This window comes from Paenibacillus sp. PL2-23 (assembly GCF_040834005.1).
In the GTDB taxonomy this organism is placed as follows: Bacteria; Bacillota; Bacilli; order Paenibacillales; family Paenibacillaceae; genus Pristimantibacillus.
In genome coordinates this window covers 1,723,883-1,741,379 of sequence record NZ_CP162129.1, presented here as the reverse complement: position 1 = coordinate 1,741,379, position 17,497 = coordinate 1,723,883, and the positions used below count along the sequence as shown (strand labels likewise).

Below are 17,497 nucleotides of genomic sequence, written 5' to 3'. Positions count from 1 at the left end.
CTTCTGCTCTATGTAAGCGTTTTGCCGCTTACAGCTTCCCCAATACCCTCTCTTGTGTCATATATAGGTTATATTTCTTAACATTAATGACACAGTAGCAGGTTAATGTTAGGATTATCATACTATAATCCAATTTTTAGTGTCAACTTATATTACATAAAAGAAGCAGAGACATCTCTGCTTTTCCGAGATCCCCTGCTTCAGATAATGCCCTGTCTATTGATCCGATGAATGCAATTGCTGCAAATCCTGAGTCACCTTCTCTACCATCTGCACAAATGCCGCCAGCTCCTGGGAACGGCCTGCCTGATTGCGAGCCTCCTGAGACGTGAGCTCCGACTCGCTGCGAACAGCGCGCAGCTTCTTCTCAATCTCAACCACCTTGCCCCCAATGCCCTCCAGCGCTTGGCGGGAGGAGGAGGCCAGCTTGCGCACTTCATTGGCTACGACCTCGAAGCCGCGGCCATGCTCGCCTGCCCGAGCCGCCTCAATGGCCGCGTTCAAGCCCAGCAGATGCGTCTGATCAGACAAACCGCGGATAAGCGCCCCCATCTCATGTATACCTTCCAGCTCGTGTCTCAGCTCTCCCAACAGCATATGCGTCTTATCCTGGGATTGGGAGGTCGAAACCGCCGTAGCCGCAATGGATCTAGCTCCCTCATCCAGCTCAACCATCAGTCCAGCCAATTGCTGGACGGCGTTCGTAACGGTATGCAGCATGGCGGAACGGCTGTCCGCAAGCTCCTGAATGCGCTGCTGCTCGAATTCATTATACGCCTCAAGGACGTATTGGGAGTCGAGATTGAACATCTTGGACAGAGCATGAAGGACAGACTGCCACGTCTCCGGTATGACCCGCTTCAGCACATCAGCCGCGATGTCCAAATAATTCAGATAAGCGCCAAGGTACCAGCTGGTTGTTAAGCCGATGCGCGAATGAACAGCTCCGATCCGAATCCGATTTTGGATAAAGGCCTCATCAATCAAGCCGTTAGTCAGCGACATCCAGTATACCCGCTGCGTTTCTTTCAATCTCTCAACATTACTTACATTATCGATAATCGCAACAAGCTCAGGCTGCTGCTCAATCCTGTCATAGAATCGATTGACAACTTCATCAACAACCGCGCTGAATATGGCCTTATGCTCGGCTAGCAGCCGCAGGTCATGTTCCCGGATCCCGGTATAATCTAGCTGTTTCTGGCGTGCTTCGGATACGTTAATCAATAGGAATGCAGCTCCTTAAGAGATATGTAAGTCTATCCCTATTATAACGCGAATCACTAGGAAGCTTATGGCCTTAATTCCGCAAACTATGGCAAAAGAGCGAATAAAGCCTTCGCAAAGCTTGCTCGCGAAGGCTTCTTCTGACTCTCCGGCTCATTACCGGTTAAGCAGGCTTCCAACGTAACGCAGCAATTCGTTGGCGCATACCGGGCAATACCCATGCTCGTCGATCAGCCGCTTCGTGACTTCGTTAATTCGCTTCAGCTGGCTTTCATCCGGCGTCTTGGTCGATGTTGTGATTTTAACGATGTCCTTCAAGTCCGCGAACAGCTTCTTCTCTACGGCTTCCCGCAAACGCTCGTGGCTCGTAAAGTCAAATTTTTTGCCTTTGCGCGAATAAGAGGAGATACGAATAAGAATTTCTTCGCGAAACGCTTTTTTTGCATTTTCCGACACGCCGATCTGCTCCTCGATCGAACGCATCAGCCTTTCGTCCGGATCCATCTCCTCGCCTGTAAGCGGATCCTTAATTTTGGCCCAGTTGCAATACGCCTCGATATTATCCAGATAGTTCTCGAACAGCGTGCGCGCCGACTCCTCGAACGAATAGACGAATGCCTTCTGGATTTCTTTCTTGGCCAGGCTGTCGTACTCCTTGCGCGCAATGGAGATGAAGTTGAGATAGCGCTCCCGCTCCTCCTTCGTAATGGAAGGATGCTGGTCGAGACCATCCTTAAGCGCTCTTAGCACATCCAGAGCGTTAATACACTGCATATCATGCTTGATAAGGGCGCTGGAAATCCGGTTTATAACGTAACGCGGATCGATGCCGGTCATGCCCTCTTCGATATACTCATTCTGCATTTCCTTAAGGTCCGCTTCCTTGAAGCCCTCTACCTCTTGCCCGTCATACATGCGCATCTTCTTCACAAGATCCATGCCTTGCTTTTTTGTTTCCTTCAGGCGGGTCAATATGGAGAATATCGCCGCAGCCTTCAAAGCGTGAGGGGCAATATGAATATGCCGCATGTCGCTTTGCGCAATCAACTTTTCATAAATTTTTTCTTCCTCGGACACCTTAAGGTTATAAGGAATCGGCATAACGATCATCCGGGACTGCAGCGCCTCGTTTTTCTTATTGCTGATAAACGATTTGTACTCGGATTCATTCGTATGCGCGATGATGAGCTCATCCGCGCTGATGAGCGCGAACCGCCCAGCCTTGAAATTGCCCTCCTGCGTCAAGGACAGCAAATTCCACAGAAACTTCTCGTCGCACTTCAGCATCTCCTGGAATTCCATTAAGCCGCGGTTCGCCTTATTAAGCTCTCCATCGAACCGGTAAGCTCTGGGATCGGATTCCGAACCGAATTCCGTAATCGTGGAGAAGTCGATGCTTCCGGTCAGGTCCGCGATGTCCTGAGACTTCGGATCGGATGGACTGAACGTGCCGATGCCCACGCGATTGTCCTCGGAGATAAATACCCGCTCCACCATAACATTTTCGATATTGCCGCCGAACTCCGTCTGCAGCCTCAGCTGGCAGGACGGGCACAGATTGCCTTCGATTCTTACCCCCAGCTCCTTCTCGATCTCGGGCCTCAGCTCATGAGGGATCAAGTGAAGCGGATCTTCATGCATGGGACAGCCTTTTATCGCATAGACGGCGCCGCGTTGGGTTCGCGAGAACTTCTCCAGCCCTTTTTTGAGCATGGTCACAATCGTCGATTTGCCCCCGCTGACGGGTCCCATCAGCAGCAATATCCGCTTGCGGACATCAAGCCTTCGAGCCGCCGAATGAAAGTATTCCTCCACCAGCTTTTCTACAGCTCGATCTAAACCGAAGATTTCCTGCTCGAAAAACTTATACGTTTTGCGGCCTCCGACCTCTTCGATGCCATAAGACTCGATCATTTCGTAGACGCGCGCGTGTGCGGTCATGGCAGGGGAGGGATCCTTTCTCAGCAGCTCGATATACTCCTTGAAGGTCCCTGTCCACGCCAGCCTCTCGCCTTCTGCCTGGTATTCCGATATCCGTTTAAAAATGTCCATGCTGTGCCTCCTCCCATCGCTTCCGCTTTCCGCATTTTGCCTACTCCGCACGGGAATGACGAACTCAAACAATGACCTCATGGTCCTAACTGATTTGTGAAGTATTACATACCTATGCTTATTCCAACCGGAAATTGCCCACAAATTTATTGTGGACAGCCGCAAATCAGGGCCAAGCCCTGTCAGTCCTTTGTTATAATAGTGTAACGACGCCCAGTCGAGCGGGAGAGGAGAGACGTCAGCGTGGCAGTCAAACGAGAAGAAGAATTATACGAACCGATCAAACGATATTATGAAGACAGAGGCTACCAGGTCAAAAGCGAGGTCAAGCATTGCGATCTAGTTGCCATGCATCCTCTAAAGGAAGAGACGATCATAGTCGAAATGAAAAAGACGTTCAATCTCGCCTTGCTGCTGCAAGGGATTGAACGCCTGCGAATCAATGATCATGTCGTGCTGGCAGTTGAGCGCAACCGCAGGAAGAAGGGCGCGCACAACCAGCGCTTCGGCGATTTGACCGAGCTGTGCCGCATGCTTGGGCTCGGCCTGATGACCGTGACCTTCTACCAAACAAAGGCGCCGGTCGTGGAATGGCTCTGTGAGCCCGGCGACCCTCCCATCAGAGGCGCGCGCCATCGCAAGCGCGAACGGCTGCTGATGGAGTTCCGGGAACGCAGCGGCGATTACAACGTCGGCGGCAGCAGCGGACGCAAGCTGGTCACCGCTTACCGGGAGAAGGCGCTGCGCTGCGCCTACGTCCTGAGCAAGCGCGGCCCCTCCGCTCCGCGGGAGGTTGCCGCCGCGACGGGCTTTGCCAGAAGCGGCGAGCTGATGCGAACCAATCATTACGGCTGGTTCCAGCGTCTGGAGCGCGGCAGGTATGCCTTGGTGCCACAAGGCGCTGCAGCGCTGGAGCAATACCGCGATGTGCTGGCCGAATGGACCCTTAGCTGCGAACTGTAAACTCGCCAATCGCTTCCACAAGGCGCGCGACGCCCTGCTCTGTGCGCGCGCCTTTGTTGTGCGTATAATTCAGGCGCATCGTATTACGCATGGCATCATCCGCATAGAAGGAGCTGCCCGGTACAAACGCGACACCCTTCTGCACCGCGCAGCGGAGCAATGCTTCCGCCTCCATCCCGTCCGGAAGCTCCACCCAGATGAACATGCCGCCCTTGGGCGTTACCCAGTGAAGATCAGGCAGCGCCGCTTTTCTCAGCAGGCTCTCCATCTCCAGCATACGCGCGCCGTATTCCCTGGAGATGAGGTCGATATGAGCGTCCAGATCAAACTGCTTAAGCAGCTGGCTGAGAACCTGCTGATCCATCGTGCTGGAATGAAGATCGGCAGCCTGCTTCGCTTTGGCAACCATACGGATTACGCGGCTGTCGCCGATCGCCCAGCCTGTTCGAAGCGCCGGAGCAACCGTCTTCGAGAACGTGCTTGTATACAGGACATGGCCGCCCTCCGCTTTGCCGCCCAGGGAGAACAGCGACGGAAACTGCTCGGTTTTGTCGAACTGAATATCTCCGTATGGATCGTCTTCAATAATAAGCATGTTATGCTGGCGACAAAGCTCGAGCATCCGCTTTCGACGCTCCAGGCTCCATACGCGCCCTGTCGGATTGCCGAAGGTTGGCACCGCATACAGCAGCTTAGGCTGATGCTGTCGAATCAGCTCCTCCGCCGACTCCGGTATGATGCCGAATTCGTCACTTTCCGCAGCAATAACCTTGACGCCGCGCATAGCGAACACCTGCAGGCTTGCCAGATAAGTAGGACGTTCCACCAGAATAACGTCTCCCGGCTCCATCAGCACCTGCACCAGCAGATCAATCGCCTGCTGAGAGCCAGTTGTCAGAATCATCTCATCAGGAGTGACATGCATGCCCTTGACGGCCATCCGGGCACAGATCTGCTCCCTCAGCGGCAAGTAGCCCTCAGTCAATCCATATTGGAGCGCTCCCGGACCGCCTTGAAACACGCTGTCCGCCGCGGCGCGAACCGCCTCCACAGGGAATAATTCCTCCGCCGGCAATCCCCCTGCGAAGGAGATCATATCCTTCCCTTGCGTAAGCTTCAATATATCCCGCACCGCCGATGACTTCAGCTGCGATACGCTTGTCGAAAACCGGTATTCCATTGTTTCCTTCCTCCTCATCATACTCATATCCTATATGTTAACAATGTGTTCACAACATTTAAAGTTTTCTTTTTGAAACTTGTTGGTTATAATAAAAATAGCTAACTGGAGGTGTCGAAACCGTGAACTTCATCATTGTCATGACCGTATTGGTTCTGTTTATCGCAGCAATCCTGACCAGCTCGTATAACGACGACAAAACTAGCGGCCTATAAAACAAATGAAGCTTCCATGCTAAGCGAATGCTTAGTACATGGAAGCTTCATTTCGTTAGAGGAGACTCGACCGATGCCCGGTCAAGCCATCATTCCGACTAACGCTTCAGATATCCCATCTCGTCCATGCAAACGCCGCATACGTAACGCTCTTTGAATTCGCGCACATCAGACATCGATCCGCAGAAAACGCATTTTGGACGATAACGCTCTAAAATAATATGATCGCCTTGAACGAATATTTCAACAGGGTCGCCCTCGTTCATCAAATATCGTTTGCGCAATGATTTCGGAAGCACAATGCGTCCAAGCTGATCTACCTTTCTTACCACTCCCGCTGGTTTCATCAGATGATTCACCTCTTTATTATGTCTATTTTGTAAGTAGCTTGAGAAACCTATGCAGTAATAGTGTTTCGACGCCCACTTCACAATTCCTTCCGACAACATTAAATTCTAATTTTCACGCAATTTATCGAAGCCCAACAAAGCCATTTTGTCGAAACGCCTCATAAATAACGATGGCCGCCGAATTGGATAAATTCAGCGAACGCACATCACTGGTCATCGGCATCCGAATACAGGTCTCAAGATTGCTGTCGATCAGCTCTTGAGGCAGGCCTTTCGTCTCCTTGCCGAATACGAAGAAATCCCCATCCTCATAACGAAACTCGGAATAAACCTTAGTCGCCCGTGTGCTGGCAAAATAAAAACGCGATTCCGGGTACTGGTCCCTCAGCTCCTGGAACGAATCATAATAATGGACATGCACCGCATGCCAATAGTCCAGTCCCGCGCGCTTCAGCGTACGGTCGTCCGTATCAAAGCCAAGCGGTCTGACAAGATGCAGATGCGCGCCTGTTGCGGCGCAGGTTCTTGCGATATTGCCGGTATTGGCCGGTATTTCCGGTTCAACCAGCACGATATGAAAGGCCATAATTGACTGCTCCTTACGTTGCTTCCTTTTAATATTTTACATTCGCTTAACGCACCGTTAATCTCAGGAATAATGTACGCCTTCATAATAGGTTTAAACTAGCAGGTAAAGGAGATTACCGCATGCGTAAAAAAATTCTGGTCGTGGATGACGAGCCATCGATCTCCATGCTAATTGAATTCAACTTGAAGCTCGCGGGGTACGATGTCAGATGCGTCAGCGACGGCGAAGCCGTATTCGATATGCTTAAGCCGTTCCGCCCCGACTTAATTGTGCTTGACCTCATGCTGCCCAAGATGGACGGAATTCAAGTGTGCAGAGAGCTTCGCAAGCAGAACAATGCTGTACCGATTATTATGCTAACCGCGCTACAGGATGTAACAGATAAAATCGCCGGACTTGATAATGGCGCCGACGATTATATGACGAAGCCATTCAGCCCGCAGGAGCTGATCTCGCGTATTCAAGCCATCTTCCGCCGTCTTCAATCGCTGCCGGGCGGAACTGATGATATCATCTTCTCCATCGGCAGACTGCAGGTGCATGCCGATCAACGCGAGGTGTATCTGGACGGCAACCAGGTCGAGCTGACACCCAAGGAATTCGAGCTGCTCCTCTTCCTCTGCAAGCACAAAGGAAAGGTGTTAAGCCGCCAGCAGCTGCTGCATGGCGTCTGGGACTATCATTTCCTCGGCGACACTCGTATAGTCGACGTTCATATTAGCCATCTCAGGGATAAGATTGAGAAAAACGCAAGAACACCTGAATATATTATGACAGTTAGAAATGTCGGCTACAAGCTGAACGGCCCAGCCATGGCGAATGAGTCGTCTCTGGCATAGGCTCCGATGACGAAAGACCGCCCTGCCTTCGACAGACCTCGAAGGTTAGGGCGGTTTTGTCGTTCATTAGCCGTTACGCTGCTGGAAGTCCTTCATGAACTGCGCAAGCGCCTGGCAGCTTTCAAGCGGCACGGCATTGTACGTGGAAGCGCGCAGGCCGCCTACATCACGGTGCCCCTTCAATCCGATAAAACCTTCCTTCTCGGATTCCTTCACGAACTGCTTCTCCAGCTCCTCGCTGCCCAGTCGGAACGTAATGTTCATGAGGGAACGGCTTCCCTCGTGAGCGCAGCCCTTGTAGTAGCCGCCGCTGCCGTCGATTACATCGTAGATCAGCTTCGTTTTGTCGCGGTTGTACTGCTCCATCTCCGCGACGCCGCCTTTGGCTTGAATCCACTTCAGAACAAGACTAACCATATAGACCGCGAAGGACGGCGGTGTATTGTATAACGATTTTGCTTTGGCATGCGTCTCATAGCGGAACATCGCTGGAATGGTCTTCGGGTTATCCTTGACCAGATCTTCGCGCATAATAACAACCGTTGCGCCAGATGGACCAAGATTTTTTTGTGCGCCGGCGTAGATCACGCCGAACTTGCTGACGTCAATGGGGCGGCTCAGAATATCGCTGGACATATCCGCAACAAGCGGAACGCTGCCCGTGTCAGGGAACTCGTGGAATTGCGTGCCTCCGATTGTCTCGTTGGAGGTCAGGTGAAGATAGGAAGCATTCGCCGGAACCGCGATTTCAGCCAGGTTAGGCATCCGCATGAACTTGTCTTCTGCTGTGGATGCGGCGATGACCGTCTCTCCGATCAGCTTCGCTTCCTTAATCGCCTTGTCCGCCCATGCGCCCGTCTGTACGTAGGCTGCAGGCTGCCCTTCGCGCAGCAGGTTCATTGGCAGCATCGCGAATTGCGTGCTTGCTCCGCCCTGAAGGAACATAATTTCATAATGGCTCGGAATGCCGAGAAGCTCCCGCATCAAAGCTTGTGCTTCATTATTGACGTCCTCGTACAATGCGCTGCGATGCGACATCTCCATAATCGACATGCCCGCGCCATGGTAATCGACAAATTGCTCCTGGGCTTGCTGCAGCACCTCTAATGGAATTGCCGCCGGTCCCGCGTTAAAATTAAATGCTCTGGCCATCCTGTCGTCCCACTCCCTCATTCTTTGTACATGATATGGCTATGATAGCAATTTTGAACGCCTGCATCAAGGGGAATAGGAAGAAAATCATTGAAAAGTCGAACATATTTATAATAATCTTCAATAAATATTCGGTTTTTTGCAAATGTATCCGATCCATTATTTATACCAAAAAGAACGAGCCCAGAGGGCTCGTTCCATTGTTTATTGGAGCTGCTATTAGCAACCGAAGTAGAGGCTGTATTCGTGCGGATGCACGCGGATGGATACCGCTTTTGCTTCTGCGCGTTTGAAAGCCACATAGTTGTCGATGAAGTCTTGGGAGAATACGCCGCTTTCTGTCAGGAAGCTGGAATCAGCTTCAAGAGCGTCAAGCGCTTCGTCCAGTGTGCCTGGAACGCTGCGGATTTCTCTTTTCTCTTCTTCTGGCAGATCGTAGATGTTTTTGTCGAACGGTCCATAGCCCAGAGCAACCGGGTCAAGACCTTTCTTGATGCCGTCCAGACCTGCAAGCAGCATAGCTGCGAATGCCAGGTATGGGTTAGCAGTGGAGTCCGGTGTACGGAACTCGATACGGCAGCCTTTTGGCGTAACAGCAGCGATTGGAATACGAACCGCAGCGGAACGGTTGCCTTTGGAGAATACCAGGTTAACCGGTGCTTCATAGCCAGGAACCAGACGTTTGAACGAGTTCGTCGAAGGGTTCGTGATAGCGATCAGAGCCGGAGCATGGTACAGAATGCCCGCGATGTAGCTCATAGCCAGCTTGCTCAGGTTCGCGTACTCCTTGTTGTCATAGAACAACGGAGTGTCGCCGTTGAAGATGGACGTATGAACGTGCATGCCGCTTCCGTTGTCGCCGAAGAGCGGTTTAGGCATAAATGTTGCAACTTTGCCCCATTGGCGAGCAACGTTGTGAACGATATATTTGTATTTCAGAAGGTTGTCGGCAGTCTTAGTCAGCGTATCGAAACGGAAGTTGATTTCCGCTTGGCCAGCAGTAGCAACCTCATGGTGATGACGCTCTACGCGAAGGCCGGACTCTTGCATCAGGCGAACCATCTCGCTGCGGATGTCTTGTTGGGAGTCAACCGGAGCAACTGGCACGTAACCGCCTTTGACTGGAACCTTGAAGCCCAGGTTGCCGCCTTCTTCTTTGCGGTTTGTGTTCCAAGCGCCTTCCTCGGAATCCACCGAGAAGAAGGAAGTGTTCATCGAGCTCTCGTAGCGAACATCGTCGAAGATGAAGAACTCGGATTCAGGAGCGAAGAATGCCGTTGTGCCGATTCCTGTCGTTTGCAGGTACTCTTCAGCTCTTTGAGCGATGCTGCGCGGATCGCGGTCATAACGATCGCCGTCCGGCGTGTGGATGTTACACATAACGTTCAAGGTTGGATGGCTTGTGAAAGGATCAACATAAGCCGTCTCTGTATCTGGCATCATAACCATATCGGACTCTTCGATGCCGCGGAAGCCAGGAATCGAGGAACCGTCGAATGCAACGCCATTTACGAAAGTATCAGCGTCCACCTCTGTAGCAGGCAACGTGATGTGATGAGCTGCACCGTCGAGACCTACGAAACGGAAATCCACAAACTGAATGTTGTTTTCTTTGATTGTTTCCAAAACCTTTTGAACTGACATTCTAAACTTCCTCCATTTCCGAACATTAACTGGTATTTGAACATCGAATGTTCAATAATTGCTCCAAATCTTGTTGTTATTATAAAACTACCGTTTCCACTCCGTCAATAGCTATGTCAGGTATTTTTTATCACTATGTTAGGTATACTTACAAGTTTGAACATCTGTTCACATTGGTAGCGTTTTCCCGCTGCAAAGTGAAGCCCCGACATCCCATTTGAGGATGCCGGGGCTATAAGAAACCGTTATACGACCTTCCATTCTTTAAAGGCTTCAGCAGGCTCCTTCGGCGTGTCGAACTGCTTGCCGACGATAGGCGCAAGCAGCGCCAGGTCCTTCAACAAAGCTGCGAATTGGTCTGGGAACAGCGACTGCACGCCATCGCCTGTCATGGAGTTGTCCGGGTCGGTATGCATCTCGACAATCAACCCGTTTGCGCCTGCGGCGACCGAAGCTTTGGCCATCGGCTCTACTAATTCCCTGCGGCCCGTACCGTGGCTCGGATCCGAGATCACCGGCAGATGGCTGAGGGATTGCAGCACCGGAATGGCGCTCAGGTCAAGCGTGTTTCTTGTGTAAGTCTCGAACGTTCGGATTCCGCGCTCGCAGAGCATAACGTTCGGATTGCCGCCCGCCAGGATGTATTCCGCCGCGTTCAGGAACTCGTCGTAGGTTGAACTGAAGCCGCGCTTCAGCAGCACAGGCGTCTGGATGGTGCCTAGCTTGCGCAGCAGATCGAAGTTCTGCATATTGCGCGTTCCCACCTGAAGAATATCGGCATATTCCGCGCAAACATCCACGTATTCCGGCGTCATAACCTCCGTAATCGTCAGTAACCCGTGCTTCTTGCCGGCCTCCGCCATCATGGCAAGCCCTTCAACGCCGATGCCCTGGAAGCTGTAAGGACCCGTTCTTGGCTTAAACGCACCCCCGCGGAGCACCTGGCCGCCCGCCGCTTTGACCAGTCGAGCGATCTCGTCGATCTGCTCCGGCGTCTCAACCGCGCAAGGTCCGCCCATTACGACCAGATTGCTGCCGCCGATTTTGACCCCCTTGATTTCGATGATGGTGTCGTCCGGATGGAAGTCACGGCTGGCCAGCTTATAGGACTTTGAAATTTTGATGACGTTCTCTACATCCTTCATGGAGCGGAGATGCTCGGCAAGGGAAGGCTCCGCTTTGCCGATGATGCCGATCACCGTACGATCGGTTCCGCGCGACACGTGAGCCTGAACGCCTCCATTCTCAATCACCTTCACAATTTCATTCAGTCTTTCATCCGCAATGTTGTTTTTCGTAATGACGATCATATCGATCTCTCCTCTGTCTATTAGAATCAGCGCTTCTGTACGGCGCTTCGCTTTCGCACTTTTAAGCTTTTTGGCTTTTAAGCTTTTATGCTTTTAACTGCTAAAGTAAATATACAAAAAGTCAGGATGAACGTCAATACCTTTTTTCGCGATTCCCCCCGAAATAAGTAACAACGTTCATCCTGTGCTCTCTTGTTGGGTTATGGCTTACGTCGCGTTCTCCGCACCAGCCGCCGTCTTCACCTTTACATTGGGCAGAAGCTTGTTCATATTAATAGACCGGTTCATTTCCCAGGTGGATGGATCCCGGTAATCATATTGCTCCAAATAGGCGATTACTTCCTTCGTAATCGGAGTTGGGGTAGATGCGCCCGACGTAACCGCTACGCGGTCGATCCCTTCCAGCCATTCCCGTTTAATCTCCGTCACGTCGGATACGCGGTACGCCTTGACGCCAGCAATCTCCTCCGATACCTGGGCGAGACGGTTGGAGTTGTTGCTGCGCGGATCGCCGACGACAATGCACAGCTGGGCCGTTCCTGCCTGCTCCGCTACCGCCTCTTGGCGCACCTGCGTCGCGAGGCAGATCTCGTTGTGCACCTCGGCATGCGGATATTTTTCCTGCAGCCTCTGTATAATATGACGGATATCCCACTGAGACATCGTGGTCTGATTCGTAATGATCAGACGGCCCTCCGGCACCTGCAGCCCCTCGATTTCCTCCTCCTTCTCGATGAGGTGGACAAACGACGGCGCGACGCCTACAGCGCCCTCCGGCTCCGGGTGACCCTTCTTGCCGATATAAATAATATGATAGCCGTCCGCCGTCTTCTCACGAATCAGATCATGAGTCTTCGTCACATCCGGACAGGTGGCGTCCACAACGGACAGCCCCTTCTGTCTCGCGCGCTCTCGCACCTCCGGCGATACGCCGTGAGCCGTGAAGATCACCGTTCCCTCATCAATCCGGTCCAGAATTTCGAGGCGGTTCGCTCCGTCCAGCGTAATAACGCCTTCCTTCTCGAACGCCTCCGTGACATGGGCGTTATGAACGATCATTCCCAGTATATAGATGGGACGCGGCAGCTCCAGGTTTTTGGCGGTTTGCAAGGCGAGCACCATCGCGTCGACAACGCCGTAGCAATACCCTCTTGGCGATATTTTCACTATTTCCATGTTCAGGCACCTGCTTTCTGGCAGACAGCAACTCAATGAATGGAATGGCCTTCATCTTGGTCTGCTTCTACCATTATAGTCGAATCGGGCCGCTCGGAAAAGTCCAAGGGCAGCCAGATCGTGAATGTCGAGCCCTCGTCCTCCCGTGTTACAACCTCAACCGAGCCTCCATGCTCATCCAGAATCCACTTGGCGATCGACAGACCCAGGCCCGTGCCTACTGTTACGCCGCGAGATTCGTCCGCTCGATAGAAGCGATCGAAGATATGCGGTATTTCGTCTGGATTCATGCCGATGCCCGTATCCTGGAGCCTCCATCCGATATGCTCCTCCCTGCGGACAGCGCTCAGCTCGACATAACCCTCAGGCGTGTATTTGAAGGCGTTCTCGATGAAAATAAACAGCAGCTGCTGCAAGTAGTCGTGATTGCCGTATACACGCGCGTCCCCCAGCTTCGACAAGTCGCCAACCTGCCAAATGGCGGTCCGAGGCAGCAGCTGCGCCTTGCGTACAACCTCCTCCGTCAGCGGCAGGAGAGGTAGCACACGCTTCTCCATGGCATATCCCGCATCCGCTCTTGCCAGGGCAAGCAGGTCGCCGACAAGCGTGCTCATTCGTTTCGCTTCCGCCGCGATGTCGGACATCGCTTCGTTCGACATTTGCCAGTGGTCGGATGTCAGCTGCAGCCCGTGCGGGGCGCTGCTCCCGCCCGCTTCAGCTGCGCGGCTCCACATTTTCTCCAGCAGATCAATATTGCCGCGAATCGTCGTAAGCGGGGTCCGAAGCTCATGCGAGGCATCCGAGACGAAGCGCCGCTGCGCCTTGTACGCGTCATCGAGCTCATTATACGCCAGCTCCAGCCTCGACAGCATAGAGTTCAGCGTGTCGGCAAGCTGGCGAATCTCATCCTTCGGACCTCCGGCAGGAATACGGACGCTGAGATCCGCTCCGTTCTCAATCTGCTTCGTCGCTTGAATGACGGCTCCGATCGGACGCAGCGCCTGACGGGCAATGAGCATCCCTACGGAGAAAGCGATCAGCACAACGGCGAGAGACGAGAAAATAAGCGTCGTGCGGAGGCCGTCCATAAACTTCTCCTCATTGTAAGGAATGGCGCCTACCTGCAGCAGTCCCACAACAGTTCCGTCCTTCAGCGGGATGGGACGCTCGTAGACGATCATATTATAGGTTTCATTGCCGAACTTCAGCTTGTGCCTATTGAAGGCATTTTTTAAATCTGCCGAATTCTCAGGGTAAGGAATCAACACATTTTCGGCTATGAGATTGCGGGACCTCTTAATGACGTTGCCTTCCTTGTAATTAATTAATTGCACGAAGATGTCATTGCCGACAACCGTTCTTGTATCCACATTCAAATCCAGCGTATCAAAAAACATCAACGAAACGGAGTCATAATTGATGCGCAGATTTTCGCTCTCCCGTTTCACTTGGCCCTTCAAGTCATCGTACGTATTCCAATTGATAAACATATAGACGGCGACTCCGAACGCAAGAAGCGTCACAGCCAATAGTCCCGAATACCATAACGTCAGACGAAGCCGTATGGACATGCTCTTACCCCGCCTCTCCTCTCAGCACATAACCCGTGCCGCGAACCGTCTGTATGATCCGTCTGGCCCCGCCATCCTCCAGCTTTTGGCGCAGCATGGCGATATAGACCTCCAGCACATTGGATTCGCCGCTGAAATCATAGCCCCATATTTTCTCCATGATGGCGTCACGAGTCAGCACCCGCTTCGGATTGTTCATGAACAGCAGCAGCAGATCGTATTCCTTGCTCGTAAGCTCGATCCGTCTGCCCGCTCGAATGGCCTCTCGAGCGTCCATGTCCAGCACGAGATCGTCGAAGGCGAGCTGACTGCCGGCCTCCTCCAGTTTGTCGCTTTTCCTGCGAAGCAGCGCTCTAGCTCTCGCCAGCAGCTCCTCCAGCGCGAACGGCTTCACCAAATAGTCGTCTGCCCCGAGATCCAAGCCCTTCACGCGGTCGCTGATATCATCCTTCGCTGTCAGCATCAGGATTGGAACGTTGCTGCCGCCCTCCCGCACGCGCCGGCATACCTCCCAGCCGTCAATCTGAGGCATCATCACATCGAGGATTAACAGGTCGGGCTCCACCGTCAATAGCGTCTTCAGCCCCTCCGCGCCGTTCGAGGCGGTCGTAACATCATAGCCCTCGAACGCAAGGCTCCGGCGCAGCATGGATATGATTTTGTCATCGTCATCTACCACTACAATATGAGGTCTCATAGGAACGGCAGTCTCCTTCTCTACAGTCAAGAAGCGCAGAGCGTCTGCGCTCTGCGCTTCCCGCAGGTTGGCTAATGTGGGTTATTCCAGGCCAAATTCATTTTTGTCGCCGATGGTCACCGTCAGGCTCATATTCTGGCCTTGGCGGATAATGTTGAATTCTACCTCGTCGCCTACCTTGCGCGACTGAATCTCCTTGATCAATTCCGTTGTCGTGTTCATATTCTTGCCTTCCACGCCAACGATGACGTCATATTGCTTCAGTCCTGCAAGATACGCAGGCGAATTGTAATACACGCTTCGAACGAGCGAGCCCTCCGCCTTCTCAATGCCCAGCTGCTGAGCGAATTGCTCCGTCATCTCGCCCAGCTCTGCGCCGATGAACGGCGCCGGCTCCTTCGGCACCTCCGTGTTGTTCTTCAAGCTGTCCAGCACCTCGTTGATCGTGCTAGTCGGAATCGCGAAGCCGATGCCTTGCGCCTGAGAGCTGACGGCCGTGTTAATGCCGATAACCTCTCCGTTAACGTTCAGCAGCGGACCTCCCGAGTTGCCAGGGTTAATGGAAGCGTCCGTCTGCAGCAGGTGCTTGTAGTTTCTTTCGCCGTTGGCGTCCTGAATGTCGATCGGACGCTCCTTGGCGCTGAGCACGCCAGCAGTTATCGTATGGTCGAAGCCGTACGGGTTGCCGATCGCAACAACCCAATCGCCAATCTCAATATCATCGGAGCTTCCCAGCGGCAGCGTCGGGAATTCCTTCTCGCCTTCAATCTTGATGACCGCGAGATCCAGCTCATAGCTGGAGCCCAGCAGCTTGGCGGTAAACGGCTCGTCATAGCCCTGTACGGTTACGCGAATTTCATCCGAATCTCCGATAACATGCTGGTTGGTCAGAATGTAGCCTGTGGAATCGAAGAAAAAGCCTGTGCCGATGCCGGATTGCTGCATTTGGCCCTGCGGCTCCTGCTGCTCCGTTACACCGGGATAATTATCCCCAAAAAACTGGCGGAAAAAAGGATCGTCCAGCAGACCGCCGCCATTGGAGCGCGACGCCCGCACATACGTCTCAATTTTAATAACCGCTGGGCTGGCTTTCTCGAACAAATCGGCGATGTTATCGGGACGAGCCGCTATAGTGGAAGCGCCAGAGGAGCCCGCGCTTGCTGCGCTGCCCGTTCCGGAGCTTTCCGATTGTGCCGGGAGGACTGATTCCGCAGTAGGTGTGAACCAGTTCTGTACGTCGGCGGTATACATCAAGCCTCCTACAACCAGCACACCCGCGAGGAAGGAGGCGAACATAGACTTGAAGGAGCCTCCTCGCTTCTCTCTCACCTGGAATGCGCCCTTGCCGGAGCCGGACGTTGTGAACGAACGCAGCTGCGGCGGCTGCGCTGCAGCAGGGCCATGCTCCTCCACTCTCAGCTCCCCCGGCGGCATATAGCTGGATACCTGCTGAGGCTGGGACGGCTGGCGTTCCCCGTTTAACGGGCCATATGTGTAATAGTAGGAAGGCTTGGCTTGCTGCTCCGTCTCCCGTTCGCCATGACGCTCCTCGCTGCTGCTGCGCTCCGTTTCATCAGAGCCGTTGCTCCCGTTCGAGCCGAAGAAATCGTCATAACCCTTCTTGTTGTTCTGATCTTCCATTGTCTATCTCCTCCGTTCAATGAATCTGAGTCAGCTCTTAGGCTCTTATCTTCACTACTGAATGCTTATAGAGGTTGTTCAAAAAGCCCACTTTTGATCACGAAGCCAATCAAGAAGCATACTCGGCATCGAATATCGAATTCAGCCGGAACAAGCGTATCCTTACGAAGTGTGTTTCCTCCGGAAACACTGGAGGTGCTCACGTAGCTCCACTACGCTCCGCTCCTCACTTCCTAGCTTCATCCGATCTTCTCGGTGCTGAAAACTGGACTTTTTGAACACGCACTTATAATGGATTAGTTCTATCATGCACATTCTACCTTAAAACAAACTTAAAAGGAATTTAAACAAACATAAAAAACTCTCCCAAATGGAGGGAGAGCCTGCTCAAAACCTATAAAGTGGACTGTTAATAGGCGATATCGCGTTCCACTTCCCGCATAACGGCCTTGGCCCGATCCACCCAGCCGGCATCGATTGCCGCGTCGGGATCCACCGGAGCCTGGAATTGATCGAACAGCGCGCCAAGCACGCGAACGGATGCTTCCGGGTCGCTTCCTTCGTTGTACAGATGCCTCAGCACATAGGGCTCGTTGAACCGTATTTGCGCGTTGTTCTCTGACAGCTCGCTGTCGATATTGCCGTCTGTCACCTGGAACGGCAGCCTGAGCCACACCTTGTTTTTTTCATCCAGCGCATGGTCGAAGGACCCGCCGTTATAATCCCAGTTGCCGCCAAGCGTAAATCCATGGTCGCTTAGCCGAACCTGCATTTCTGTAAACTTCTTCTGCATGCCATCAATTGCCGAATGGATAGGAATCATGCCGCGCTACCTCCAACCTTTCCTCTGCCTGTTGAATGGTAGTATGCCCCTCGCCTTCCGGCATTATG

15 protein-coding genes are annotated in these 17,497 nt (G+C 52.8%); 2 read left to right on the top strand and 13 right to left on the bottom strand.

What is annotated here, in order from left to right; genetic code table 11:
- Positions 1-216: 216 nt before the first annotated feature.
- Both AB1S56_RS07455 and AB1S56_RS07450 read right to left on the bottom strand, forming a co-directional pair.
- Positions 217-1,227, bottom strand: coding sequence for a globin-coupled sensor protein (locus tag AB1S56_RS07455; protein ID WP_340871396.1), 1,011 nt, complete (start codon positions 1,225-1,227; stop codon positions 217-219).
- Between the two features lie 156 nt (positions 1,228-1,383).
- Positions 1,384-3,279, bottom strand: coding sequence for a PrkA family serine protein kinase (locus tag AB1S56_RS07450; protein WP_340871398.1), 1,896 nt, complete (start codon positions 3,277-3,279; stop codon positions 1,384-1,386).
- Between the two features lie 243 nt (positions 3,280-3,522).
- Here AB1S56_RS07450 and AB1S56_RS07445 point away from each other — a divergent pair, with 243 nt between their 5' ends.
- Positions 3,523-4,242, top strand: coding sequence for a DUF2161 family putative PD-(D/E)XK-type phosphodiesterase (locus AB1S56_RS07445; protein ID WP_340871399.1), 720 nt, complete (start codon positions 3,523-3,525; stop codon positions 4,240-4,242).
- On the opposite strand, the gene AB1S56_RS07440 is transcribed toward AB1S56_RS07445, so the two are convergent.
- The 3 genes from AB1S56_RS07440 to trmL form a co-directional block, all read right to left on the bottom strand.
- Positions 4,226-5,422, bottom strand: a complete 1,197-nt coding sequence (locus AB1S56_RS07440; RefSeq protein WP_340871400.1) for a PLP-dependent aminotransferase family protein — start codon at positions 5,420-5,422, stop codon at positions 4,226-4,228. The two genes, AB1S56_RS07445 and AB1S56_RS07440, sit on opposite strands and share 17 nt — an antisense overlap.
- A gap of 313 nt (positions 5,423-5,735) precedes the next feature.
- A complete protein-coding gene (locus AB1S56_RS07435; RefSeq protein WP_340871402.1) occupies positions 5,736-5,984 on the bottom strand; it encodes an AbrB/MazE/SpoVT family DNA-binding domain-containing protein in 249 nt (82 codons plus the stop codon).
- A gap of 124 nt (positions 5,985-6,108) precedes the next feature.
- Entirely contained in the window at positions 6,109-6,573 is a 465-nt protein-coding gene (gene trmL / locus AB1S56_RS07430; protein WP_340871403.1) for a tRNA (uridine(34)/cytosine(34)/5-carboxymethylaminomethyluridine(34)-2'-O)-methyltransferase TrmL, read from the bottom strand.
- A gap of 122 nt (positions 6,574-6,695) precedes the next feature.
- On the opposite strand from trmL, the gene AB1S56_RS07425 reads away from it, so the two are divergent.
- On the top strand, positions 6,696-7,415 hold the full coding sequence (locus AB1S56_RS07425) for a response regulator transcription factor (protein ID WP_340871404.1): 720 nt from the start codon (positions 6,696-6,698) through the stop codon (positions 7,413-7,415).
- Positions 7,416-7,481: 66 nt separating this feature from the next.
- Here the strand turns inward: AB1S56_RS07425 and serC are convergent, their stop codons facing one another.
- From serC to AB1S56_RS07385, 8 genes are all read right to left on the bottom strand, one after another.
- Entirely contained in the window at positions 7,482-8,567 is a 1,086-nt protein-coding gene (serC, locus tag AB1S56_RS07420) for a 3-phosphoserine/phosphohydroxythreonine transaminase (RefSeq protein WP_340871405.1), read from the bottom strand.
- A gap of 219 nt (positions 8,568-8,786) precedes the next feature.
- Positions 8,787-10,211, bottom strand: coding sequence for a type I glutamate--ammonia ligase (glnA, locus tag AB1S56_RS07415; RefSeq protein WP_340871407.1), 1,425 nt, complete (start codon positions 10,209-10,211; stop codon positions 8,787-8,789).
- 245 nt (positions 10,212-10,456) lie between these two features.
- A complete protein-coding gene (gene aroF, locus AB1S56_RS07410; protein ID WP_340871408.1) occupies positions 10,457-11,521 on the bottom strand; it encodes a 3-deoxy-7-phosphoheptulonate synthase in 1,065 nt (354 codons plus the stop codon).
- 207 nt (positions 11,522-11,728) lie between these two features.
- Entirely contained in the window at positions 11,729-12,697 is a 969-nt protein-coding gene (locus tag AB1S56_RS07405) for a 4-hydroxy-3-methylbut-2-enyl diphosphate reductase (protein WP_340871409.1), read from the bottom strand.
- Positions 12,698-12,729: 32 nt separating this feature from the next.
- Positions 12,730-14,268: a HAMP domain-containing sensor histidine kinase gene (locus AB1S56_RS07400; protein WP_340871411.1), complete on the bottom strand. Its 1,539-nt coding sequence runs from the start codon at positions 14,266-14,268 to the stop codon at positions 12,730-12,732.
- Between the two features lie 4 nt (positions 14,269-14,272).
- Positions 14,273-14,965: a response regulator transcription factor gene (locus AB1S56_RS07395; RefSeq protein WP_340871412.1), complete on the bottom strand. Its 693-nt coding sequence runs from the start codon at positions 14,963-14,965 to the stop codon at positions 14,273-14,275.
- An 81-nt stretch (positions 14,966-15,046) separates the two neighbouring features.
- Positions 15,047-16,606 carry a trypsin-like peptidase domain-containing protein gene (locus AB1S56_RS07390; protein ID WP_340871413.1) on the bottom strand — a complete coding sequence of 520 codons (1,560 nt, stop codon included), beginning with the start codon at positions 16,604-16,606 and terminating at the stop codon, positions 15,047-15,049.
- Positions 16,607-17,015: 409 nt separating this feature from the next.
- Positions 17,016-17,429: a YugN family protein gene (locus tag AB1S56_RS07385; protein WP_340871414.1), complete on the bottom strand. Its 414-nt coding sequence runs from the start codon at positions 17,427-17,429 to the stop codon at positions 17,016-17,018.
- Positions 17,430-17,497: the final 68 nt, after the last annotated feature.